The organism is Thioalkalivibrio sp. AKL6 (genome assembly GCF_000376905.1).
Classification (GTDB): domain Bacteria; phylum Pseudomonadota; class Gammaproteobacteria; order Ectothiorhodospirales; family Ectothiorhodospiraceae; genus Thioalkalivibrio; species Thioalkalivibrio versutus.
Genome location: NZ_AQXS01000009.1, coordinates 92,706 through 114,062 on the forward strand (window position 1 = coordinate 92,706; position 21,357 = coordinate 114,062).

Annotated in this window: 23 protein-coding genes; 2 read left to right on the top strand and 21 right to left on the bottom strand. The window is 65.5% G+C overall.

What is annotated here, in order from left to right:
* The first annotated feature begins 39 nt into the window (after positions 1-39).
* Both pip and dtd read left to right on the top strand, forming a co-directional pair.
* Positions 40-1,026, top strand: coding sequence for a prolyl aminopeptidase (gene pip, locus D575_RS0105645; RefSeq protein ID WP_018144943.1), 987 nt, complete (start codon positions 40-42; stop codon positions 1,024-1,026).
* A complete protein-coding gene (dtd, locus tag D575_RS0105650; RefSeq protein WP_018144944.1) occupies positions 1,023-1,469 on the top strand; it encodes a D-aminoacyl-tRNA deacylase in 447 nt (148 codons plus the stop codon). Before pip ends, dtd begins: the two co-directional genes overlap by 4 nt.
* 492 nt (positions 1,470-1,961) lie before the next feature.
* On the opposite strand, the gene D575_RS0105655 is transcribed toward dtd, so the two are convergent.
* The 21 genes from D575_RS0105655 to rpmH form a co-directional block, all read right to left on the bottom strand.
* Positions 1,962-2,258, bottom strand: coding sequence for a hypothetical protein (locus tag D575_RS0105655; protein WP_018144945.1), 297 nt, complete (start codon positions 2,256-2,258; stop codon positions 1,962-1,964).
* 103 nt (positions 2,259-2,361) lie between these two features.
* Positions 2,362-4,212, bottom strand: a complete 1,851-nt coding sequence (gene glmS / locus D575_RS0105660; protein ID WP_018144946.1) for a glutamine--fructose-6-phosphate transaminase (isomerizing) — start codon at positions 4,210-4,212, stop codon at positions 2,362-2,364.
* A gap of 3 nt (positions 4,213-4,215) precedes the next feature.
* The gene (gene glmU, locus D575_RS0105665) at positions 4,216-5,550 is read right to left on the bottom strand and encodes a bifunctional UDP-N-acetylglucosamine diphosphorylase/glucosamine-1-phosphate N-acetyltransferase GlmU (protein ID WP_018144947.1); all 1,335 of its coding nucleotides are present in this window, start codon (positions 5,548-5,550) and stop codon (positions 4,216-4,218) included.
* A 127-nt stretch (positions 5,551-5,677) separates the two neighbouring features.
* On the bottom strand, positions 5,678-6,097 hold the full coding sequence (locus D575_RS0105670; RefSeq protein ID WP_018144948.1) for a F0F1 ATP synthase subunit epsilon: 420 nt from the start codon (positions 6,095-6,097) through the stop codon (positions 5,678-5,680).
* A 13-nt stretch (positions 6,098-6,110) separates the two neighbouring features.
* The gene (gene atpD, locus D575_RS0105675; protein WP_018144949.1) at positions 6,111-7,487 is read right to left on the bottom strand and encodes a F0F1 ATP synthase subunit beta; all 1,377 of its coding nucleotides are present in this window, start codon (positions 7,485-7,487) and stop codon (positions 6,111-6,113) included.
* A gap of 58 nt (positions 7,488-7,545) precedes the next feature.
* On the bottom strand, positions 7,546-8,406 hold the full coding sequence (gene atpG / locus D575_RS0105680; protein ID WP_018144950.1) for a F0F1 ATP synthase subunit gamma: 861 nt from the start codon (positions 8,404-8,406) through the stop codon (positions 7,546-7,548).
* Between the two features lie 12 nt (positions 8,407-8,418).
* Positions 8,419-9,960 (bottom strand): F0F1 ATP synthase subunit alpha, encoded by a 1,542-nt coding sequence (gene atpA, locus D575_RS0105685; RefSeq protein WP_018144951.1) that lies wholly within the window; start codon positions 9,958-9,960, stop codon positions 8,419-8,421.
* Positions 9,961-9,973: 13 nt separating this feature from the next.
* A complete protein-coding gene (locus D575_RS0105690) occupies positions 9,974-10,510 on the bottom strand; it encodes a F0F1 ATP synthase subunit delta (protein WP_018144952.1) in 537 nt (178 codons plus the stop codon).
* A gap of 9 nt (positions 10,511-10,519) precedes the next feature.
* Positions 10,520-10,990 (bottom strand): F0F1 ATP synthase subunit B, encoded by a 471-nt coding sequence (locus D575_RS0105695; protein WP_018144953.1) that lies wholly within the window; start codon positions 10,988-10,990, stop codon positions 10,520-10,522.
* A 54-nt stretch (positions 10,991-11,044) separates the two neighbouring features.
* Positions 11,045-11,281: a F0F1 ATP synthase subunit C gene (atpE, locus tag D575_RS0105700; RefSeq protein WP_012983953.1), complete on the bottom strand. Its 237-nt coding sequence runs from the start codon at positions 11,279-11,281 to the stop codon at positions 11,045-11,047.
* A gap of 53 nt (positions 11,282-11,334) precedes the next feature.
* Complete coding sequence (gene atpB / locus D575_RS0105705) at positions 11,335-12,177, bottom strand: F0F1 ATP synthase subunit A (RefSeq protein ID WP_026182062.1); 843 nt, start codon at positions 12,175-12,177, stop codon at positions 11,335-11,337.
* A 31-nt stretch (positions 12,178-12,208) separates the two neighbouring features.
* Positions 12,209-12,595, bottom strand: a complete 387-nt coding sequence (locus D575_RS0105710; RefSeq protein ID WP_018144955.1) for an ATP synthase subunit I — start codon at positions 12,593-12,595, stop codon at positions 12,209-12,211.
* A 109-nt stretch (positions 12,596-12,704) separates the two neighbouring features.
* The gene (locus tag D575_RS0105715; protein ID WP_018144956.1) at positions 12,705-13,547 is read right to left on the bottom strand and encodes a ParB/RepB/Spo0J family partition protein; all 843 of its coding nucleotides are present in this window, start codon (positions 13,545-13,547) and stop codon (positions 12,705-12,707) included.
* A 47-nt stretch (positions 13,548-13,594) separates the two neighbouring features.
* Positions 13,595-14,350, bottom strand: coding sequence for a ParA family protein (locus tag D575_RS0105720; protein WP_018144957.1), 756 nt, complete (start codon positions 14,348-14,350; stop codon positions 13,595-13,597).
* On the bottom strand, positions 14,347-14,976 hold the full coding sequence (gene rsmG / locus D575_RS0105725) for a 16S rRNA (guanine(527)-N(7))-methyltransferase RsmG (RefSeq protein ID WP_018144958.1): 630 nt from the start codon (positions 14,974-14,976) through the stop codon (positions 14,347-14,349). Before rsmG ends, D575_RS0105720 begins: the two co-directional genes overlap by 4 nt.
* A 271-nt stretch (positions 14,977-15,247) precedes the next feature.
* Positions 15,248-17,110, bottom strand: coding sequence for a tRNA uridine-5-carboxymethylaminomethyl(34) synthesis enzyme MnmG (mnmG, locus tag D575_RS0105730; RefSeq protein WP_018144959.1), 1,863 nt, complete (start codon positions 17,108-17,110; stop codon positions 15,248-15,250).
* A gap of 338 nt (positions 17,111-17,448) precedes the next feature.
* Complete coding sequence (gene mnmE, locus D575_RS0105735; RefSeq protein WP_018144960.1) at positions 17,449-18,765, bottom strand: tRNA uridine-5-carboxymethylaminomethyl(34) synthesis GTPase MnmE; 1,317 nt, start codon at positions 18,763-18,765, stop codon at positions 17,449-17,451.
* Positions 18,766-18,771: 6 nt separating this feature from the next.
* Positions 18,772-20,472 (bottom strand): membrane protein insertase YidC, encoded by a 1,701-nt coding sequence (yidC, locus tag D575_RS0105740; RefSeq protein ID WP_038032059.1) that lies wholly within the window; start codon positions 20,470-20,472, stop codon positions 18,772-18,774.
* Between the two features lie 8 nt (positions 20,473-20,480).
* A complete protein-coding gene (gene yidD, locus D575_RS13935) occupies positions 20,481-20,738 on the bottom strand; it encodes a membrane protein insertion efficiency factor YidD (RefSeq protein WP_047251849.1) in 258 nt (85 codons plus the stop codon).
* On the bottom strand, positions 20,735-21,088 hold the full coding sequence (gene rnpA / locus D575_RS0105745; RefSeq protein ID WP_038032062.1) for a ribonuclease P protein component: 354 nt from the start codon (positions 21,086-21,088) through the stop codon (positions 20,735-20,737). Before rnpA ends, yidD begins: the two co-directional genes overlap by 4 nt.
* Positions 21,089-21,110: 22 nt before the next feature.
* Positions 21,111-21,245, bottom strand: a complete 135-nt coding sequence (gene rpmH / locus D575_RS0105750) for a 50S ribosomal protein L34 (RefSeq protein WP_018141118.1) — start codon at positions 21,243-21,245, stop codon at positions 21,111-21,113.
* Between the last annotated feature and the right edge of the window lie 112 nt (positions 21,246-21,357).

Sequence of the window (21,357 nt, forward strand, 5' to 3'; positions counted from 1 at the left end):
CGTTTTGGCGACACTCGGGGTTTTGCCCGGAGGGCTTCCATGGACGCGCTGTATCCCGAGATCGAGCCCCACGGTATGGGGCGCCTGCAGGTTGGCGACGGCCACGAACTGTACTTCGAGGAATGCGGCAATCCGGAGGGGATACCCGTTGTGTTTCTGCATGGCGGGCCCGGCTCGGGTTGCGAAAGCTGGCACCGCCGCTTCTACGATCCGGAGCGCTACCGCATCGTGTTGTTCGACCAGCGCGGCTGCGGACGCTCGACCCCGCACGCAAGCCTCGAGGCGAACACGACCTGGCACGCGGTCGCGGACATCGAGCGCCTGCGCGAGCACCTGGGGGTCGAACGCTGGGTGGTGTTCGGCGGATCCTGGGGCTCCACGCTCGGACTGGCGTATGCGCAGACACATCCGGAGCGGGTCCTGGGCCTGGTGCTGCGCGGGATCTTCCTTTGCCGTCCGCAGGATATCCAGTGGTTTTACCAGTCGGGGGCCGATCGGTTGTTTCCGGAGGCCTGGGCCGACTACGAAGCGCAGATCCCCGCAGGCGAGCGGGACGACATGGTAGGTGCCTATTACCAGCGGCTGACCGCCGACGACCGGGCGGTGCGCGAGGCGGCGGCCCGGGCCTGGTCCGGCTGGGAGGGGCACACGTCCTGTCTGATTCCGAACGACGACGTGATCGCGCACTTCGAGGAGCCGGATGTGGCCGTGAGCCTGGCCCGGCTGGAGTGCCACTACTTCGTTCACGAGACGTTCCTGGAACCCGACCAGCTGCTGCGCGATGCCGGCCGGCTGCAGGGGATTCCCGGCACCATTGTGCACGGCCGCTACGACGTGGTGTGCCCGGTGAATCAGGCGGTGGCCCTGCACCAGGCCTGGCCACAGGCGCAACTGGAGGTCGTACCGGACGCCGGCCACTCGGCGGCGGAGCCGGGCATCGTGCGCCGACTGGTCGCAGCCACGGACCGACTGGCAGGGGAACTGTCCAGGCACATCGAGCCCGGCACTGGAAGGGAGCAGGCGTGATCGCACTGATCCAGCGCGCAAGCGCGGCGCGGGTCACCATCGACGGGGAGGACGTCGGGGCGATCGGAAGCGGCCTGGTGGCTCTGGTGGCCGTGGAGCCGAACGATACCGAGGCGAGCGCGGAACGGATGCTCGACCGGCTATTGGGCTACCGGGTATTCGCGGACTCGGCGGGCCGAATGAACCGGAGCCTGGGCGAGACCGGTGGCGGGCTGCTGCTGGTGCCCCAGTTCACCCTGGCAGCCGATACGCGCAAGGGGATGCGACCGAGCTTTTCCGGATCGGCGAGCCCCGAGCATGGCGCAGCGCTGTTCGATTGGCTGGTACGGCGGGCAGGCCAACGCCATGAACCCGTGGCCAGCGGGCGTTTCGGGGCGGACATGCAGGTCAGTCTGACCAACGACGGCCCGGTGACCTTCTGGCTGGAGGCGCGCGGTCAATAAGCGGCGAAGGACGACCGAATCCAAAAGCCGATCAAGGGCGAAGGAACCACAGCGTACGCGGAGGCTACAGAGGAGGTCTTCGTTGGCTTGCGGGAAGCGCCACCGTCCAGGTGGGGGTCGTCCGGCAGCGACCGGGGGTCGGCGAGAATGCCGTCGCGGGCGGCATTACTCACTGCCTTGTACCTTTACTTTTCCTGATTAGTAACGAGCTTCAGCCCATTGCAGGGAGCGTTCTCCCAAGGGCTGGTTCCCTCCGCCACGGTAGGGTGCTGTTGAGCGCAGCGAAACGCACCATTTCCCGCGTTGTGCCCGTTCCTTGATGGGATTCGCTGCGCTCTTCCCATCCTACGACCCTTTCCTGCGTTTCGCCGTGTCCCCTGTGTCCTCTGTGTCCTCTGTGTTGCATCACTCGGGTTTCCCGGGCCACAAACGAAGAGACCCGGCACGAGGCCGGGTCCATGAAGGCAACGCCGAGTGCGCTGGGGACGCGGATCAGGCTGCGCGGCGCAGGAACGGACGCTGGCCGGACTGGACCGCGCGACGGATGAAGTCGGCGCGGCCGGCCTCGCGCTGGTTCAGGTTGTCGGCGCATTTCGACGGCTCGTAGGCTGCGGCGGAGAGCATGACCTCCAGCTCGCACAGGTCGACCTTCGGCTCTGTCAGTTCGTCCGGGTTCGTGTTCAGCTTGCGGCCGACTTCCCAGAACATGCGGGGGTTCCACAGCTTGGTCTGGATTCGCGGGGACTGGAACAGGGTGACGCAGCGGTTGTTGAGCTCTTGCTGATCCATAAGGTGCTCCTGTGAAAGGTTATTCAAGCGCACCAAAATCTAGCGAACCCGGGGCACGAATACAAGCGTCTCCTGATGGAATGAACGCTTGGGGCGCCGCACACTATTCCACGGTCACCGATTTGGCGAGGTTGCGCGGCTGATCCACATCGGTGCCCTTCAGCACGGCCGTATGGTAAGCGAGCAACTGTAGCGGGACCGTGAACAGAACCGGAGCCAGCCACGGGCTGAGGGCCTCGTTCTGCGGGAGACCGACCCAGGTGTCCTCGGGTTCCAGCGCGCGCGCGGCGTTGGATTCGCCAATGACGATCAGCTGCCCGCCCCGGGCCCGTACCTCCTGCAGGTTGCTGGAAAGTTTCTCCAGCTGGGCATCGTCCGGGGCGACGGCCACGACCGGCATCTCGGTATCCACGAGTGCCAACGGACCGTGTTTCAGCTCGCCGGAGGGGTAGGCCTCGGCGTGGATATAGGAGATTTCCTTCAGCTTCAGCGCGCCTTCCAGGGCAATCGGGAAATAGGCCCCACGCCCGAGAAACAACGCATGCTGGCGCTCCAGGAGATCCTCGGCGATCCGCGCAATCGGCGTGTCGAGCGCGAGGATACGGGCCACTTGGTCGGGGAGACTGCGCAGGGCGGCGACTGCATCGGCCCGCGCGGCGGCGGGCATACGGGCGGCGGTGGCGACCTGACCCAGCAGCAGGACCAGGATGGCCAGGGCCGCCAGCTGGGTGGTAAACGCCTTGGTGGATGCGACGCCGATCTCGGGTCCGGCATGGGTCATCAGGACCAGGTCGGCCGCCCGTGCCATCGTGCTCTCGGGCACGTTGCAGATCGCCAGCCGCGCCAGGAACGGCTCGTCCTGGGACTGACGCAGGACCGCCAGGGTATCGGCGGTCTCGCCGGACTGCGAAATCACCACCAGCAGGGTGCCCGGGGCGAGGACGTGGCGCCGGTAGCGATACTCACTGGCGACTTCGACTCGCGCCGGAAGGCCCAGGTGCTCCTCGATCCAATGGGCCGCGACCATGCCGGCGTGATAACTCGTTCCGCAGGCAACGATCTGCACGGCGGCGACATCGGCCAAGCGTTCGTCGCTGCCCGGTCCGAGGATGTTCTCGAGGATGCCGGCTTCGCCCAGGCGCCCCGACAGGGTTTCTTCCAGGGCATGGGGTTGCTCGTAGATCTCCTTGAGCATGAAATGGCGGTACTCGCCCCGGTCCGCGATGCTCGCCTGGCAACGACTCTCGCGGATACCGCGCTCGACCCGTTCTCCGGCGGCGTCGTGGATCTCGATGCCGTCGCGCGTGAGCCGGGCAATGTCTCCATCTTCCAGGTCGACGAAACGCTGGGTGACCGGAAGTAGCGCCTGCACGTCGGAGGCGGCGAAGGTCTCGCCAATGCCCAGGCCCAGGAGGACCGGGCTCCCGGAGCGGGCAACAATCAATTCGTCGGGGAAGTCCGCAAACACCGCCGCGATCGCGTAGGCACCTTGAAGCTCGGCACAGGCGCTGCGCATCGCATCCAGCGGCGACGAACCCAGTGCCAGGGCCTGCTCGAGACGATGGGCGATCACCTCGCTGTCAGTCGCGGATACGCAGGGCCAGCCGGCGGCGTCGAGCCGGGAGCGCAGGTCGCCGTGATTCTCGATGATGCCGTTGTGCACGATGGCCACGCGGCCGTCGCGCGAACGGTGGGGATGGGCATTCTCTTCTGTGGGAGCCCCGTGCGTCGCCCAGCGCGTGTGAGCGATGCCCACCGGCCCCTCCAGCCCAGCGGCGTCGATCCGTTGCTCCAGGGCCGCAACCTTGCCGATGGCACGCAGGTCCGAGAGGCCACAGTCGTTGACCACGGCCACGCCAGCGGAGTCATACCCCCGGTATTCCAGGCGATGCAGACCCTCGACCAGGACGGGGACCAGGTTTCGTTCGCCAATGCCTGCAACCAGACCGCACATCGATTACTTCTCCTTGTCGTTACCGCTCTTCTTCGGGCGCGGCCAGTCGCGAATCGTGCGGGCTCGGGCGCGAGTCAGCGCGAGAGCGCCCGCCTCGACGTCGTCGGACAGGGTTGACCCTGCGCCCACGGTCGCGTCGTCCCCGATGCGTATCGGAGCCACCAATGCCGTATTGGAGCCGATAAAGGCGCGCTCGCCGATCTCGGTGCGATGCTTGTTGGCGCCATCATAGTTGCACGTAATGGTGCCCGCGCCCAGATTGGCGCCAGCGCCAATCTGGGCGTCGCCGACGTATGTCAGGTGGTTCGCCTTGGCCCCGGCACCCAGGGTGGCATTCTTGATCTCGACGAAGTTGCCGACGCGCGCCCCGGTCCCCAGTTCGGTGCCGGGCCGCAGGCGCGCGAACGGTCCAATCCGCGCATCGGCATGAACCCGCACCCCCTCGAGCACACTATGCGCCGCGATCTGCGTGCCGGAACCGATGTCGCAGTCCCGCAGCACACAACCGGGTCCAATATAAACATCGTCCGAGAGCGTCACCGTGCCCTCGATCACGACGTTCACATCGATCTGGCAGTCGCGCCCGAAGGTGAGAACACCGCGCACATCCAGCCGCGCGGGGTCGGCAAGGCCCAGACCCTCGCGCATCATCCCCGCACCCAGCGCCGCCTGGTACAGCCGTTCCTGAACCGCCAGTTGCTCGCGGTCATTCACCCCGAGGACTGCCGCGGAGTCGCCGCTTTCCTCCACGTCCACGGCATATCCGTCAGCGCGCGCTGCCGCCACGACATCGGTAAGGTACCACTCGCGTGGTCCGGTCACCCGTGGTTCACAGGCGGCCAGCCATCGGCGAAGCTCACCCGCTGGGGCAGCAAGGACACCCGTGTTGATCAGGTCCACGGCACCTTCACGTGCAGTGGCCTCCTTGTCCTCGACGATCCGCTCCAGTTGCCCCGACGAATCCAGAATCAAGCGCCCATAACCGCTCGGATCCACGACCCGGGCGGCCAGCACCGTAACACCGTCGCCGTCCGCACAGGCCACCAGGTCAGCAATCGGAATGCGGGGCACATCGCCATAGGTCACCAGGACACGTGCCGCGTCCGGGATGGCTTGAAGGGCTTGAAACACCGCGTGGCCGGTCCCGCGGGGCTCCCCCTGGTCGACCCAGGTCAAGGCTTGCGGGGAGTCGGCGAACGCCGCGCGCACCCGCTCCTGCTCGTGACTTACCACCACGTGGCAGGCGGCGGCGTCCAGCGCCGCTACTCTTTCCAGGACATGGGCCAGCAGGGGACGGCCGGCGAGGGCTTGCAGGACTTTCGGACGCCGCGAACGCATTCGCGTCCCCTTGCCGGCTGCAAGTATTGCGATATGAAGGGGCTTGGATTCAGGCATGGGTACAATGATAAAGGGCCAACCGAGATGGTTGGCCCTTAGCGTAAGTCATCCGTCGCAGTTTGCCGGATTATTTCCGGCGCAGCTTCTGGATCATCTGCAGGCGCGCCGCCGCCTCGACCAGCTCGGCCTGGGCCTTGGCGTAGTCGAAATCGGCCTTGGAGTTGGCCAGCGCCTCCTCCGCACGCTTCTTCGCCTCGATGGCCTCGGCCTCGTCAAGATCCTTCGCGCGCACCGCAGTGTCCGCCAGAACGGTCACATGGTACGGCTGCACCTCGAGGATGCCGCCGGACACGAACACCGGCTGCGGCTCCGCGCCTTCCTTTTCCAGGATGCGCAGTTCACCCGGATTCAGCCGGGCGAGCATCTGCGTATGCCCGGCATACACGCCGACCTCGCCCCCTTCGGCGGGTGCGGCGATCATCAGGGCCGTACCGGAGTAGATCGACTCCTCCGCACTGACCACATCCACATGCATATTCATGGGCATAACGCCTTGCTCCTTAGCCGAGCTTCTCGGCCTTCTCGACAGCTTCTTCGATCGTGCCGACCATGTAGAAGGCCTGCTCCGGCAGATGATCGTATTCGCCGTCCACGATGGCCTTGAACGCCCGGATGGTGTCCTTCAGGGAGACGTACTTACCCGGGGCTCCGGTGAAGACTTCCGCAACGAAGAACGGCTGCGACAGGTAGCGCTGGATCTTTCGCGCACGGGCCACGGCCAGCTTGTCGTCTTCAGACAGCTCGTCCATGCCGAGGATCGCGATGATGTCCTTCAGCTCCTTGTAGCGCTGCAGGGTACCCTGCACGGCGCGCGCGGTGTCGTAGTGTTCCTGCCCGATGATCTGCGGGTCCAGCTGACGCGAGGTCGAGTCCAGCGGGTCCACTGCCGGGTAGATGCCCAGCTCGGCGATCTGGCGGGACAGCACGACCGTGGCATCCAGGTGCGCGAAGGTGGTGGCGGGGGACGGGTCGGTCAAGTCATCCGCCGGCACGTAGACGGCCTGGATGGAAGTGATCGAGCCTTTCTTGGTCGAGGTGATGCGCTCCTGCAGCACACCCATCTCTTCCGCGAGGGTCGGCTGGTAGCCCACCGCGGAGGGCATACGACCCAGCAGCGCCGAGACCTCGGTACCGGCCAGGGTGTAACGGTAGATGTTGTCAATGAACATCAGCACGTCACGGCCTTCGTCACGGAAGAACTCGGCCATGGTCAGACCGGTCAGCGCTACGCGCAGACGGTTACCCGGCGGCTCGTTCATCTGGCCATAGACCAGGGCCACCTTGTCGAGGACGTTGGAGTCCTTCATCTCGTGGTAGAAGTCGTTGCCCTCACGAGTACGCTCCCCGACACCCGCAAACACCGAATAACCGGAGTGCTCGATCGCGATATTACGGATCAGCTCCATCATGTTGACGGTCTTGCCCACGCCGGCTCCACCAAACAGGCCGACCTTGCCGCCCTTCGCGAAGGGGCACAGCAGGTCGATGACCTTGATGCCGGTTTCCAGCAGCTCGGTCGAGCCCGCCTGCTCGTCAAAGGTCGGGGCGGCGCGGTGAATCGACCAGGTTTCCTGGGCCTCCACATCACCGGCGTTGTCCACCGGACGACCGAGGACATCCATCACCCGACCCAGCGTGCCCTTGCCGACCGGCACGGAGATCGGCTTGCCCGTGGCGGTAACCGCGGTCTGACGCTTCACGCCCTCGGTCGTGCCCATGGCAATGGTACGTACCACGCCGTCGCCCAGCTGCTGCTGGACTTCCAGGGTCAGACCGTTTTCCAGGGTCAGCGCGTCGTAGATCTTGGGCACTTCGCCGTGGGGGAATTCCACGTCCACGACGGCGCCGATGATTTCGACAATCTTTCCAGAACTCATTTGTTCATCCTCGTAAGTCGTAATTCGTGCCGAGTCGACCGATTCGTGCCGGTGGGCGCTAGACCGCAGCCGCGCCGCCGACGATCTCGGAGATCTCCTGGGTGATCGCAGCCTGGCGCGCCTTGTTGTAGACGAGCTGCAGGTCCTTGATCATCGTGCCGGCGTTGTCGGAGGCCGACTTCATCGCGACCATGCGTGCGGCCATCTCGCAGGCCACGTTCTCGACCACCGCCTGATAGATCAGGGACTCGACATAGCGCTCGAGCAGCGTATCCATCACCGGATGCGTGTCGGGCTCGTAGATGTAATCCCAGTGGTGCTTGAGCGATTCGTCCCTGCTCGGCGCCGTCGGCAGCAACTGCGTGGCCTCGGCCTGCTGCGTCATGGTGTTGACGAACTTGTTCTCGAGCAGCACCACGCGATCGACCTTGCCGTCGCGGAAGTTGTCCAGCACCACCTTGATCGAACCGATCAGGTCGTTGATGTGCGGACGGTCCCCGAGATCCTTGGACTCGGCCACGATGTTCCCGCCCAGGCGCTTGAAGAACTGCAGCGCCTTGCTCCCGATCACGCACAGATCGACCTCGACGCCCTCGTCGCGGTAGCGACGCATCTCGATCACGGCCTTCTTGAACAGGTTGGTGTTCAACCCGCCGCAAAGACCACGGTCAGTCGACACGATGATCAGCGCGATGCGCTTGACCTCGCGTTCCACCATGAACGGATGCTTGTACTCCGCATTCGCCATCGCGACGTGACCGATCACGTCGTGGATCTTCTGTGCGTAAGGCCGGGACTCCTGCATGCGGTCCTGGGCCTTGCGCATCTTGGACGCGGCGACCATTTCCATCGCCTTGGTGATCTTCTGAGTATTCTTGATACTCTTGATCTGCGTCCGGATCTCCTTAGTGCCCGCCATTGCGTGCTCCCGTTACCAGCTGTGCTTGGCCTTGAACTCTTCCAGGGCGCTTTTCAGCTTTTCCTGAATGGAGTCGTTGTAATCGCCAGTGCTGTTGATTTCGTCCAGGAGCTCCTTCTGGGAGGAACGCGCGTAGGCGATCAGTTCCTTCTCGAAGCTCACGATCTTGTCGGCCTCGACGTCGTCGAGGAAGCCTTCGTTCGCGGCGTACAGCGAAAAGGCCATCTCGCCGATGGACATGGGCTGGTACTGACCCTGCTTCATCAGCTCGGTCACGCGCTTGCCGCGATCCAGCTGCTTGCGGGTCAGTTCGTCCAGATCGGAGGCAAACTGCGAGAACGCCGCCAGCTCACGATACTGCGCCAGTGCCAGACGCACGCCGCCACCCAGCTTCTTGATGATCTTGGTCTGGGCGGCACCACCGACTCGGGACACCGACAGACCGGCGTTGATCGCCGGGCGAATACCGGAGTTGAACAGGTCGGTCTCGAGGAAGATCTGACCGTCGGTGATCGAGATCACGTTGGTCGGAACGAACGCGGAGACGTCACCCGCCTGGGTCTCGATGATCGGCAACGCGGTCAGAGAACCGGTCTTGCCCTTCACTTCACCGTTGGTCTTCTCTTCGACGTACTCGGCGTTCACACGCGAGGCACGCTCCAGCAGACGCGAATGCAGGTAGAAGACATCACCCGGGTAGGCCTCACGACCCGGCGGACGACGCAGGAGCAGGGAGACCTGACGGTAGGCCCAGGCCTGTTTGGTGAGGTCATCGTAGACGATCAGCGCGTCTTCGCCGCGATCGCGGAAGTATTCGCCCATCGCGCAGCCGGCGTACGGGGCGATGAACTGCATCGCCGCCGACTCCGACGCATTGGCGGCCACGATGATGGTGTTCTGCATCGCGCCCGCTTCTTCCAGCTTGGCCACCACGGAGGCGACCGAGGAGGCCTTCTGGCCAACCGCGACGTAGACGCACTTAACGCCGGAGTCCTTCTGGTTAATGATCGCATCGATCGCGACGGCGGTCTTGCCGGTCTGGCGGTCGCCGATGATCAGCTCGCGCTGGCCGCGACCGACCGGGACCATGGCGTCGATCGCCTTGATACCGGACTGCAGCGGCTGGTCGACCGACTTGCGCTCGATAACACCGGGCGCGATCTTTTCGATCGGGCTGGTGATGTCGCTTTCGATCGGGCCCTTGCCGTCGATCGGACGACCCAGGGAATCGACTACCCGACCCAGCAGCGCTTCGCCAACCGGCACTTCGAGGATGCGGCCGGTGCACTTGACCGTCTGGCCCTCGGAGATGTGCTTGTAGTCGCCCAGGATCACGACACCCACAGAGTCGCGTTCAAGGTTAAGCGCCATGCCGAAGGTGTCGCCCGGGAACTCGAGCATCTCGCCCTGCATGACGTCACCGAGACCGTGGACGCGGGCGATACCGTCGGTCACGCTGACCACGGTGCCCTCGTTGGAGGCCTCGGACGAGGCATCGAATTTCTCGATGCGCTGTTTGATCAGATCACTGATCTCGGAGGGATTCAGTTGCATGTTAAATATCCTCTTAGCGACTCAAATTGGCAGCCAGGCGGTTCAGCTGGCCTCGCACGGAGCCGTCGATTACCAGGTCGCCGGCGCGGATGATGGCCCCTCCAAGAAGGGCGCTGTCGACCGAATGCTCGAGATCGACTTCGCAGCCCAGGCCCTGGGCCAGGGCGTCGTGGATCTCTTTCTCCTGCGCCTGGGTGAGCTTGCGAAAGGCGATCACGTCGGCATGGACGCGGTGCTCGGCCGCGGCCTTCAATTCGGCAAAGGCATCGCTCACGGCGGGGAGGGCGGGCAGCCGGCCGTTTTCGGCCAGCAGGCGAACCAGGTTCCCCGCCTCGGGCCCCACCTTGTCACCGGCCACGTCGAGCACGAGCTGTGCCCGGTCCGGCCGCGGGACCCGCGGGTTGGAGAGGAGACTGTGCATCTGCGAATCGCGGGCGATCGCCGCCAGCAATTCGAGCTGCTCGGCCCAGCCGGCGAGATCCTTGGCCTCGCGGGCCCGCTCGAAAGCTGCGCGAGCGTAGGGTCGGGCGACCGAAATCAGGTCTGACATAACGTCTCCTTACAGCTTGGCCGAGAGCTTCTTGAGCAGATCGCCGTGCGCCTTGGCGTCGATTTCCTTGGCCAGGATCTGCTCGGCACCGGCAACCGCCAGCTCGGAGACCTGCTTGCGCAGCTCTTCCTTCGCGCGGTTGATCTCCTGCTCGATCTCGGCGTGCGCCGCCTGCTTGATGCGTTCGCCTTCTTCGTGGGCCGTGGACTTGCTTTCCTCAACCACGTCGTTGGCGCGCTTCTGCGCAGAGGCCACGATCTCGTTGGCCTGCTGCTTGGCCTCCTTGAGGACCTCGGTCGCACGCTCCTGGGCGAGCTCCTGCTCTTTCTCGCCACGTTCCGCGGCTGCCAGGCCGTCGGCAATTTTCTTGCGACGTTCTTCCAGGGCGGCGGACATGGGCGGCCAGACGTAGCGCATCGTGAACCACACGAAGACGCTGAACGCGAGCAGCTGGCCAATGATGGTCAGATTGATATTCATCCTGCTACCTCAGGTTGGACGAGTGGAGGGGACCTCGGGACTCGCTCAGCCTTATTAACCCAGGGCGAACAGGACGTACAGGCCGATACCCACGCCGATCATCGGCACGGCGTCGGTCAGACCCATCACGATGAAGAACTGGGTGCGCAGCATCGGGATCAGTTCCGGCTGACGCGCGGCGCCTTCCAGGAAGCGACCACCCAGGGTACCCACGCCGATGGCGGCGCCGACAGCGGCCAGACCCAGAAGCAGCGAGCCAGCCAGGACGATCAGAGCGTTAGCCATTTCCATTTTTGTATCTCCAGTCGAGTGTTGAAACAGTCAGTTGAGTAGGGAAGTCGAAATCAGTGGTCTTCGCTGTACGCCATGTCGAGATAGACGACGGTCAGCACCATGAAGATGAAGGCCTGCAGCGGTACCACCAGGATGTGGAAGATTGCCCAGCCCACGTGCAGCACACCACCGGCCAGACCCATGATCAGGCCCGCAGAGTACATGACACCGATCAGGATGAAGATCATCTCCGCGGCGTACAGGTTGCCGAACAGTCGCAGGGCGAGCGAGGCCGGCTTGGCCAGCAGGTTGATGAACTCCAGGACGAAGTTGATCACCCAGAAAAACGGCTTGATGTACACGATGTTGGTCTGGAACGGGATGCCCGTCAGTTCCTTGATGAAACCCACCGGGCCCTTGATCTTGAGCGAGTAGTAGATGATCAGGATGAACACACCGAGCGCCAGGCCCGCGGTCACGTTGATATCCGTAGTCGGCACGATCTTGAAGTACGGGATACCCAGCAGATAGGCGATGTGCGGGATCAGGTCGACCGGCACGAGGTCCATCAGGTTGAGCAGGAATATCCAGACGAAGATGGTCAGCGCGAGCGGCGCGACCATGTCGTTCTTGTGCTTGAACGAACCGCGGACGTTGTCGTTGACAAAGTCCATGAGCATCTCGACGAAGTTCTGCCAGCCGCCCGGGACGCCAGCGGTGACCTTCTTGGCCGCGGCGCGGAACGTGAGGACAAACAGCAGGCCGAGGGCGATCGACCACAGCATGGAGTCGACGTGGATCGCCCAGAAGCCCATTTCGGCGGCTTCGGTGCTGGTGGTGGCGAAGCTCATCCCCTTCTCGGGGTGGAGTCCGAAGGTAAGATTCGTCAGATGGTGAGCAATGTGCTCTTCCATCGTGGGCAGTCCGCTTTCTGAAGCCATGCAGTTATCTCGTCATTGCTTGATCAGAAACCCGGTGCAGCCACCACAAGGGGGCCAGGTGCACCAGGAGGAAGATGCCGAACAACGCCAGTAAATCCGGCTCGTCCAGGTAAGCGAACGCCACCCCGAATGCCACCGCGATGATTGCCAGTCGTCCCATCTGGGCGCCCATCATGCGGGCGGTCAGCGAGCCCACCTGATCGGAACGGTAGGCCCGAAACACAACAACCGCGGCCACGGCATTGCCGAGCGTCGCGGTGATGCCGCCCACCGCAGCCGAGATCGCCACGATCGGGGGGAACAGGGCCAGAAGCAGGCCCGACAGTATCAGCGTTAAGGCGAGCTGCAGACCTAGCGATTGTAAAGCGTGTCTGAAGCGTCGCGGTGTCATTCAGCGGATGGGCACACCCACCCCTCTCCCAAAAAGTGCGCGTAGTATAAGAGCGCCCTTCTACTGCGTCAAACGGCGTTCAGGGCCATCCGGCTGTCCGCTCAGGGAGTTACTGGATGTGGGCGAGGATGCCATCGAGCTCGTCGAGGCTGTTGTATTCGATAACCAGACGGCCTTTGCCCTGGCGGTTGTAGCGAACCTGGACCGCGGCGCCCAGCTGGTCGGAGAGACGGCTCTCCAGTTGCCGCACCTCGGGCGAGGGTCCGGCATCCTTCTTGGGCTCCGGGGTCGCGGCGAGGATCTTCTTTACCATCTGCTCGGTCGCGCGCACCGAGAGCCCGCGCTTGACCACGGTCGCGGCCACCCCGGGCTGGTCGTCCAGGGGCACCGCCAGCAGGCAGCGGGCGTGGCCCATCTCCAGGCGCCCCTCGTTGACGTGGTCCTTCACCGTGTCGTGGAGTTCCAGCAGGCGCAGCAGGTTGGTGACCGCAGTGCGCGAGCGGCCGACCGCATCGGCCGCGGCCTGGTGCGTCATCTCGAATTCGCCGATCAGGCGGCGGATGGCCTGCGCCTCTTCCAGCGGGTTCAGGTCCTCGCGCTGGATGTTCTCGATCAGTGCCATCGCCGCGGCGGCCTGATCGGGGATATCGCGGACCACTGCCGGGACGGTCTCCAGGCCCGCGATCTGGGCGGCACGCCAGCGGCGCTCGCCGGCGATCAGCTCATAGCCCTCGTCCAGGCGCCGCACAACGACCGGCTGCACGATGCCCTGGGCTCGAATCGAGTCCGCCAGCTCGGCCAGCGCCGCCTCCGCCATGTGGACCCGGGGCTGATACTTGCCACGCCGGATCTGCTCGATCGGGAGCTGCTCCAAACTGTCGCTGTCGTCACCACCGGCCTGGGCGCCGGAGAGCAGGGCATCCAGGCCTCGGCCCAGTCCTCGTTTCGCCATGGTTGATCGTTCCTGCAGGCAGTCGGTAAGGGGGTAACAGGCGGCGTTCAGCGCCGCAACATCTCGCCGGCCAGGGCCAGGTACGCCACGGCCCCGCGCGAGGAGGCATCATACAACAAGGCCGGCTGGCCAAAACTGGGTGCCTCGGCCAGGCGGATGTTGCGCGGGATCACGGTTCGGAACACGCGATCGCCGAAGTGGTCGGTGAGCTGTGCCGAGACATCCCCGGAAAGACGATTGCGTGGATCGAACATCGTGCGCAGCAGGCCCGAGATACGCAGCTTGGGGTTGGGACCGCGCTGGATGCTCTCGATGGTGCGCATCAGGGCGGTCAACCCCTCCAGTGCGTAGTACTCGCACTGCATCGGGATCACCACACCATCGGCCGCGACCAGGCCGTTGACGGTCAAAAGGTTCAGCGACGGCGGACAGTCGACCAGGATGTGATCGTAGTTTGCCCGGGCCGGTGCCAGCGCCTCCTGCAACCGGTATTCACGGCGCTCGGCTTCCATCAGCCGCACCTCGGCCACGGTCAGGTCGCCGTTGGCCGGGACCAGGTCATAGCCGGCCTCCACTCGGTGGGCGGCCTCGGCCACCGTGGCCTGGCCAAGCAGGACCTCGCAGGAGGTTGGGTCATCGGCGTGCTTGTCGACGCCCGAACCGGTGGTCGCGTTGCCCTGTGGGTCCATGTCCACCACCAGCACGCGCTTGCCCAGCCGGGCGAGCGAGGCGGCAAGGTTCACGCAGGTGGTGGTCTTGCCCACTCCGCCCTTCTGATTGGTGATAGCCAGCGTATCGGTCACGGGTCGGCTCTCTCGATAATGGCGATGTGCCGCTCGGCGGTCTCGCCGGGAATGGTAACCGGGTCCACGCTTCGGTACGACCACGGGGCCGGGAGCGGTTCGGCGACGACCGATCGCTGACCCAGCATGGCCAGCACGCGGCCCCCCTCGGCCACCTGTGGCGCGACCCGCGAGACCATGTCGGCCGGGGCCTTGAACGCCCGCGCCAGCACCGTGGTATAGGGCGCGGAGGGCTGGAAATCCTCGATCCGTACATGCACGGCCTCGACCCCGGACAGCCGGGCGAGTCCGATCACGTTCCGCAGGAAGCGGATGCGCTTGGCCGCGCTGTCGAGCAGGCAAAATTCGCGTTCGCGCTCGGTGGCCGCGAGTACGAAACCAGGCAGTCCGGCGCCGGTCCCGACATCCAGCACCCGGTCCCCATGAAGATACGGGCGCAACGTCAGGCTGTCGAGGATATGCCGGCGAATCCACTGCGCGGGGTCACGCACCGCGGTCAGGTTGTGCACGCGGTTCCAGCGCCCGAGCTGTTCCAGATAAATCGCCAGGGCCTCGATGGCCGGTGGGTCCAGCGACCAGTCCCCGGCCACGGCGGTCAGGGCCGCGCGCCAGTCGTTACTCGCCACTGGCGCGCTGCTTTAAGGAAACACTAATCCATGTACACACTCGCGCTCGAGTCGCTTTTGCGCGGGAACAAGGCGCGGTGACTGCCGTGCAGTCGTTCTGCACAAGGGAGCCGCAACGCCGTGCGCGCGCAAAAGCGGCCGAGCCCCTTCGGGGTTGGCACCCCAGGTTCCCCGATCCTGCGTTGCGCCGCTTGCGGGTAGAACCACTACCCGCTGCACGACGCGCCTTGTCTCGGAAAACCTGGGGTGCCAACGCGAGTGTGTACATGGATTAGTGTTTCCTTAAGTGCACAGCCAAAGCCGACAGCGCGGCCGGGGTCACGCCCGGGATGCGCTGCGCCTGGGCTAGGGTATGGGGGCGGAATTCAGCCAGCTTCTGGCGGATCTCGTTCGACAGCCCGTGGACCCGGGCGTAGTCGAGGCTGTCCGGGAGGGCGGTCTGCTCGGCCTTCGCCTGGCGGTCGATCTCGGCCTGCTGGCGCTCGATGTAGCCGGCGTACTTGGCCTGGATCTCCGCCTGTTCGCGCACGTCGGGCGTGCAGCCTGCATCCAGTTCGGGCAGCGCATGCATCAAGCCATCGTAATCGGCCTCGGGGCGGCGCAGCAGGTCGAGCAGCGTGGCATCCGGATCCGGCGCCTTGCCTAGCAACTCGATCAGGGCCGGGTGGTTCCGCTGGTCGCGGTCCGGGCGGGTTTGTCCGAGTCGGGTCATCTCGGTCTCGAGGGCCGCGGCACGGATCTCGAAGCGCGCCCAGCGGGCGTCGTCGACCAGCCCGTACTCGCGCCCGACCGGGGTCAGGCGCAGATCGGCGTTGTCCTCGCGCAGCAACAGCCGGTACTCGGCGCGCGAGGTGAACATGCGGTAGGGCTCCTGGGTGCCGCGGGTCACCAGGTCGTCGATCAGCACGCCGATGTAGGCCTCGGAGCGCTGCGGGATCCACGGCGCGGCGTCCTGCACCAGCCGCGCCGCGTTGAGCCCCGCGACCAGACCCTGGGCGGCGGCCTCCTCGTAGCCGGTGGTGCCGTTGATCTGGCCGGCGAAAAACAGGTTGCCGATCTCGCGCGTGGCCAGCGTCGGGCGCAGGCCGCGGGGATCGAAGTAGTCGTATTCGATGGCGTAGCCGGGGCGTGTGATGCGCGCGTTCTCGAACCCGGCAATGCTCTGGACCAGGGGGACCTGGATCGCATACGGCAGCGAGGTGGAGATCCCGTTGGGATACAGCTCGTGGGTGCTGAGGCCTTCCGGCTCGACAAAGACCTGGTGACTGGTCTTGTCGGCGAACCGCACCACCTTATCCTCGATCGACGGGCAATAGCGCGGGCCGGTGCTGTCGATCTGGCCGCTGTACATCGGCGCCTGGTCCAGGTTCGCCCGGATCAGGTCGTGGGTCTTCTCGCTGGTGCGCGCGATATGGCAGGGGCGCTGCGCCGGGTGGTCGTCGGTCGAGCCGATGAAGGAAAAGACCGGGCGCGGGTCATCGCCCGGCTGCGGCTCGAGCCGCGAGAAATCCACGCTGCGTCCGTCGATGCGTGGCGGCGTGCCGGTCTTGAGCCGCCCGACGGCAAAGGCCATCTCGCGCAGGCGCGCCGCCAGGCGGGTGCTCGGCGGATCACCCGCGCGCCCGCCGGGCTGCTGGGTGAGCCCGGTGTGCATCTGGCCATTGAGGAAGGTACCCACGGTCAGCACCACGGCGCGGGCGTTGAACGCGATGCCGGCCTCGGTGACCACGCCGGTCACGCGCTGGCCGTCCTGGGTGATGTCGGCCACCGGCTGCTGAAAGATCTGCAGGTTCGGCTCGGCCTCGACGAACTGGCGGATGGCCTGGCGGTAGAGCTGCCGGTCGGACTGCGCGCGGGTCGCGCGCACGGCCGGGCCCTTGCGTCGGTTGAGGATGCGGAAATGGATGCCGGCGGCGTCCGCCGCGCGGCCCATCACGCCGCCCAGGGCATCGATCTCCTTGACTAGGTGGCCCTTGCCGATCCCCCCGATGGCCGGGTTGCAGCTCATTTGGCCGATGGTCTCGATGTTGTGGGTCAGCAGCAGTGTGCGCGCACCGCCGCGCGCCGCGGCCAGCGCGGCCTCGGTGCCGGCGTGCCCGCCGCCAATCACGATGACATCAAAGGAGTTCGCCATGGTCCTGCTATCCCGGCCGACGGTCCGGCCTGTGAGTGCAAGTCGCGCCGATTATGGTCCGGGCACGAAAATCGGAATTCTAGCAGGGAGTTACGCGAGCGCGAAGCGGCCCCCGGGCCAAATGGTTTTCCGGGCGTGCCGCGCCGGCCTGTTCACCTGGTTCGTTGCGCCGCGGCGGCTTCGGCCGTGATGGGCAGCAGAGGCCGCATCCAGCGCCCGCCGTCATTGCGAGCAAAGCGAAGCAATCTCCGGAAGCTGGCAGGACGTCGGGCCGCGAAATCCGGTGGTCGCGGCGGGCGATTGCCGCGGCCCCTTTCGGGGCCTCGCAATGACGGGGACTACTTGCCGATGCAGAAGCCGGCGAAGATCTCGCCCAGCAGGGCCTCGTGGTCCTGGCGGCCAAGGAGCGCGTCCAGGGCGCGTTCGGCCAGACGCAACTCCTCGGCGATCAGGTCCGGGGGCGCGGCGGCGCCGATCGCGGCGAGATGCGTGGCCGTCGTACGCAGGCCGTCCAGATGGCGCGCGCGCACGCTGAAGCGTTGCTGGCCACCCTCGCTCACGCCCAGGCGCTCGACGATCGCCTGTTTGAGCGCGTCGACTCCTGCCCCGGTCCGTGCAGAGATCCTGAGCCCGTGGTCCGCTCGGGTGGAGTCGGCGACGCAGTCCATTTTGTTCCAGACGGTCAGTCGCGGGATTTCCGCCGGGGCCGCCAAGTCGGGGACCGCATCCGGACGCGTGAGATCGCGCAGCTCCAGGATCAAGTCAGCCCCGGTGGCCGCCTCCCGCGCCCGCTCCATGCCGATCTTCTCCACCGGATCCTCACTCGCGTGCAGCCCGGCGGTGTCGATCAGTTCGACCGGTATCCCGTGGATCGCAATCGGCGAACGCAGGACGTCGCGCGTGGTCCCGGGGCGATCGGTGACGATCGCGACCTCGCTCTCAGCCAAACGGTTCATCAAACTGGACTTGCCGACATTCGGGGCGCCGACCAGGGCCAGGCGCAAGCCCTGGGCAAAGTAACGCGCCGGACGCAGTCGTTCGAGGAGTTCGCGGATGGTCGTGTGGAGGGTGTCGGCACGGCGTGCGATATCCGCTGCGGCCTCCGACTCGAGGTCGGTCTCGCCGAAATCAATCTCTGCCTCGATAATCACGCGCAGGTCGCGGATCGCGCGCGAGACCGGTTCGAGTTCGGTCGCCAGGGCTCCGTCGAGGCTGGATCGCGCGAGCCTGGCGGCCTGCTCGGTCTGGGCGTGGATCAGATCGGCCACCGCCTCCGCCTGCGCCAGGTCGAGACGGCCGTTGAGGAAGGCCTGCTCGGTAAACTCCCCCGGTCGGGCACGACGCGCGCCGAGATCCACCGCGGCGGCGACGATCGCCTCCAGCAAGACCGGGCTGCCGTGGCCCTGCAACTCGATCACGTCCTCGCCGGTGTAGGAGTGCGGGCCCGGGAAGGACAAGATCAGACCGTCGTCCAGCGACTCGCCAGTCGCCGGATCAATGAAGCTGCCGTAGTGGGCGTGGCGTGGAAGCAGCTGCGCGCGGCGGGTCAGGCGCCGCGCGATGGGCAGGGCCTGGGGACCCGATAGACGGACCACACCGATACCGCCGACCCCCGGCGGGGTGGCGACCGCGACGATGGTGTCCGTCACGGTCACGGAGCGTCAGCTCTTCTGCTTGTCCGGGTCCTCGCCGCTCTCGATCTTGCGCGTGATGTACCACTGCTGGGCGATGGAGAACAGGTTGTTGGTGAACCAGTACAGCACCAGACCCGCCGGGAAGAAGGCGAAGAACACGGTGAACACGAACGGCAGCGCCATGAAGATCTTCTGCTGCACCGGGTCCATCGGCGGCGGGTTCAGCTTGTACTGCACGAACATCGAGACGCCCATCAGGATCGGCAGGATGAAGTACGGATCGCGCGAGGACAGATCCTGCACCCACAGCCACCAGGGCGCCTGGCGCAGTTCGACACTCTCCAGAAGCACCCAGTACAGGGCGATGAACACCGGGATTTGCACCAGGATCGGGAGACAGCCACCCAGCGGGTTGATCTTCTCCTTCTTGTACAGGTCCATCAGCGCCTGGTTCATGCGCTGCTTGTCGTCCTTGTAGCGTTCCTTCAGAGCCTGCAACTTGGGCGCGACCTTGCGCATGCGCGCCATGGAACGGTAGCTGGTCGCGGAGAGCTTGAAGAAGGCCAACTTGATCAGGATGGTCAGGATGACGATCGACCAACCCCAGTTGCCCACGAAGGCGTGGATCTTGTCCAGCAGCCAGAACAACGGCTTGGACAGGAACGTGAAGATGCCGTAGTCGGCCGTAAGCTCCAGCCCCTGGGCGATCTCGGAGAGCTCTGCCTGGAGCTTGGGTCCGACCCACAACCGGGTGGAGAACTCGCCGCTGCTCCCCGCTGGGATCTGGCGCGATTCGGAGTGCAGACCAATCAGGTACTCGTCACCCAGATCGCTGGGTACGGCACGCGCGTACAGCGCATTGACCTCGTCTTCACCCGGAACCCAGGTGGAAACGAAGTAGTGCTGAATCATCGCGATCCAGCCGCCCTGGATGCGTGCCTGAATGGGGTCGTCGCGGAACGACTCGAAGCTTTCGCGTTGGTAGCTGCCATCGAAATAGGCCGCTCCGGTAAAGGTGTACAGCCACCAGGACTCCCGATCCGGCGTCGGCCCGTGGCGGAGCTGTCGGTACTGGCGACCGCTCCAGGTGGAATCGGACCGGTTGTGAACCTCGTAGTCCAGCTCGATCAGATGCGAGCCACGGGTAAAGGTGTAGGTCTTGGTGACCTCGATCTCGCCATCGTCGGAGACCCAGCGCAGCGGGACCTCGAGCTGTTCCTGCCCGTCGGCGAGCTCGAAGCGGTCCTGGTCGACCTGGAAATTGGCGTGGTGCGACGGGGCACGCCCCTCCATCGACTGGTCGTTCACCCGGTCGTGGGTCAGACCACTCTGGGCGACATAGCCGCGCACGCGATGGTCGAACAGGCGGACCGGCACCAGCGGATCGTCCTGCAGGTCCCGTGGATACTGCAGCAGGTCAGCGCGCAGCAGCGTGCCCCCGCGAGTGTCAATCAGGATCTCGTGGGTATCGGTACGCACGGTGATCTGCTGACGGTCCGGCTCCTGCAGGGTGCTCACTTGCGGGGCGTCTGCCGCCCGCGTGTCCGGTTCCGACTCGAATTGCGGCGCATCCGGCACGTCCTCCGGACGGGCATCGGGGTCCTCCGCGGCGCGCTCGGCGGCGGTGTCCGGCTGGGATGTGCTGCCGTAATCCTGGTTCCAGGCCTGCCACATCAGGAACAGGACAAAGGCCAGGGTCAGCCACAAAAGGGGGCGAAGGTTATCCATGAGCGCGACTACTTTGAGGGTCGAGTGCTGGGAGTATCGGAACGCGGGTGCGGGACCGGGTCATAGCCACCGGGCGACCAGGGATGGCAGCGCAGGATGCGGCGCAAACCGAGCCAAAAGCCCCGCAGGACCCCGTGAGTCTCGACCGCCTCGACGGTATAGGCCGAGCACGTAGGGTAATGCCGACAATGGGGTGCCATGAACGGCGAGATGCCGTACTGGTAGGCCCGGACGGGCAACAGGGCGATCTTGCGTGGCAGAGTCATTGCAGACGTTCCAGCAGGCTGTCGATCTCGGCGCGCAGGGCGCGGCGGTCCATGGTCGCCGCGCCGCCTCGGGCCAGCACGATCATGTCGACCGGTGGCAGGTGGGCCCGCCGCCGGCGGAAGGCCTCGCGCACGATGCGCTTGATCCGGTTGCGGTCCGATGCCTGGCGGACATGCCGCTTGCCAATCGCAAGGCCCAGGCGTGCCTCGCCGGATTCCGAATGGCGATAGAGCAGGGTCAGCTCGCGACCGCGCTGGCGCCGGGCATCCTTGAAGACGCGCTGATAGTCCGCACCGGTCAACAGACGGACGCGGCGCGGAAAGGTCTCGCTAGCTGGCGCCGCGGTCACGGGAGCCGGCGCGCCGCCCGGACTACGGGCAGAGGCGCTTGCGGCCCTTGGCGCGACGGGCGTTCAGGACCTTGCGACCACCACGGGTGGCCATGCGGGCCCGGAAGCCGTGCGTGCGGGCGCGAACGAGCCGGCTGGGTTGAAAAGTGCGCTTCATGAGAGTTCCCGTGACGCTTGGTTAAAGGGCGGTGAAAACTAGCGCCATCCGGACGCAAAGTCAATCTCGAGGGTCGGCAAGTCGCTGGCACCGGGTACCCCCATCGGCGTAG

What these genes read in the sequence shown, in the direction of transcription:
- pip (WP_018144943.1), top strand. Translation starts at nt 40, where the DNA reads ATGGACGCGCTGTATCCCGAGATCGAGCCCCACGGTATGGGGCGCCTG.
- D575_RS0105655 (WP_018144945.1), bottom strand. Translation starts at nt 2,258, where the DNA reads ATGGATCAGCAAGAGCTCAACAACCGCTGCGTCACCCTGTTCCAGTCC.
- glmS (WP_018144946.1), bottom strand. Translation starts at nt 4,212, where the DNA reads ATGTGCGGTCTGGTTGCAGGCATTGGCGAACGAAACCTGGTCCCCGTC.
- glmU (WP_018144947.1), bottom strand. Translation starts at nt 5,550, where the DNA reads ATGCGTTCGCGGCGTCCGAAAGTCCTGCAAGCCCTCGCCGGCCGTCCC.
- D575_RS0105670 (WP_018144948.1), bottom strand. Translation starts at nt 6,097, where the DNA reads ATGCCCATGAATATGCATGTGGATGTGGTCAGTGCGGAGGAGTCGATC.
- atpD (WP_018144949.1), bottom strand. Translation starts at nt 7,487, where the DNA reads ATGAGTTCTGGAAAGATTGTCGAAATCATCGGCGCCGTCGTGGACGTG.
- atpG (WP_018144950.1), bottom strand. Translation starts at nt 8,406, where the DNA reads ATGGCGGGCACTAAGGAGATCCGGACGCAGATCAAGAGTATCAAGAAT.
- atpA (WP_018144951.1), bottom strand. Translation starts at nt 9,960, where the DNA reads ATGCAACTGAATCCCTCCGAGATCAGTGATCTGATCAAACAGCGCATC.
- D575_RS0105690 (WP_018144952.1), bottom strand. Translation starts at nt 10,510, where the DNA reads ATGTCAGACCTGATTTCGGTCGCCCGACCCTACGCTCGCGCAGCTTTC.
- D575_RS0105695 (WP_018144953.1), bottom strand. Translation starts at nt 10,990, where the DNA reads ATGAATATCAATCTGACCATCATTGGCCAGCTGCTCGCGTTCAGCGTC.
- atpE (WP_012983953.1), bottom strand. Translation starts at nt 11,281, where the DNA reads ATGGAAATGGCTAACGCTCTGATCGTCCTGGCTGGCTCGCTGCTTCTG.
- atpB (WP_026182062.1), bottom strand. Translation starts at nt 12,177, where the DNA reads ATGGAAGAGCACATTGCTCACCATCTGACGAATCTTACCTTCGGACTC.
- D575_RS0105710 (WP_018144955.1), bottom strand. Translation starts at nt 12,595, where the DNA reads ATGACACCGCGACGCTTCAGACACGCTTTACAATCGCTAGGTCTGCAG.
- D575_RS0105715 (WP_018144956.1), bottom strand. Translation starts at nt 13,547, where the DNA reads ATGGCGAAACGAGGACTGGGCCGAGGCCTGGATGCCCTGCTCTCCGGC.
- mnmG (WP_018144959.1), bottom strand. Translation starts at nt 17,110, where the DNA reads ATGGCGAACTCCTTTGATGTCATCGTGATTGGCGGCGGGCACGCCGGC.
- yidC (WP_038032059.1), bottom strand. Translation starts at nt 20,472, where the DNA reads ATGGATAACCTTCGCCCCCTTTTGTGGCTGACCCTGGCCTTTGTCCTG.
- yidD (WP_047251849.1), bottom strand. Translation starts at nt 20,738, where the DNA reads ATGACTCTGCCACGCAAGATCGCCCTGTTGCCCGTCCGGGCCTACCAG.
- rpmH (WP_018141118.1), bottom strand. Translation starts at nt 21,245, where the DNA reads ATGAAGCGCACTTTTCAACCCAGCCGGCTCGTTCGCGCCCGCACGCAC.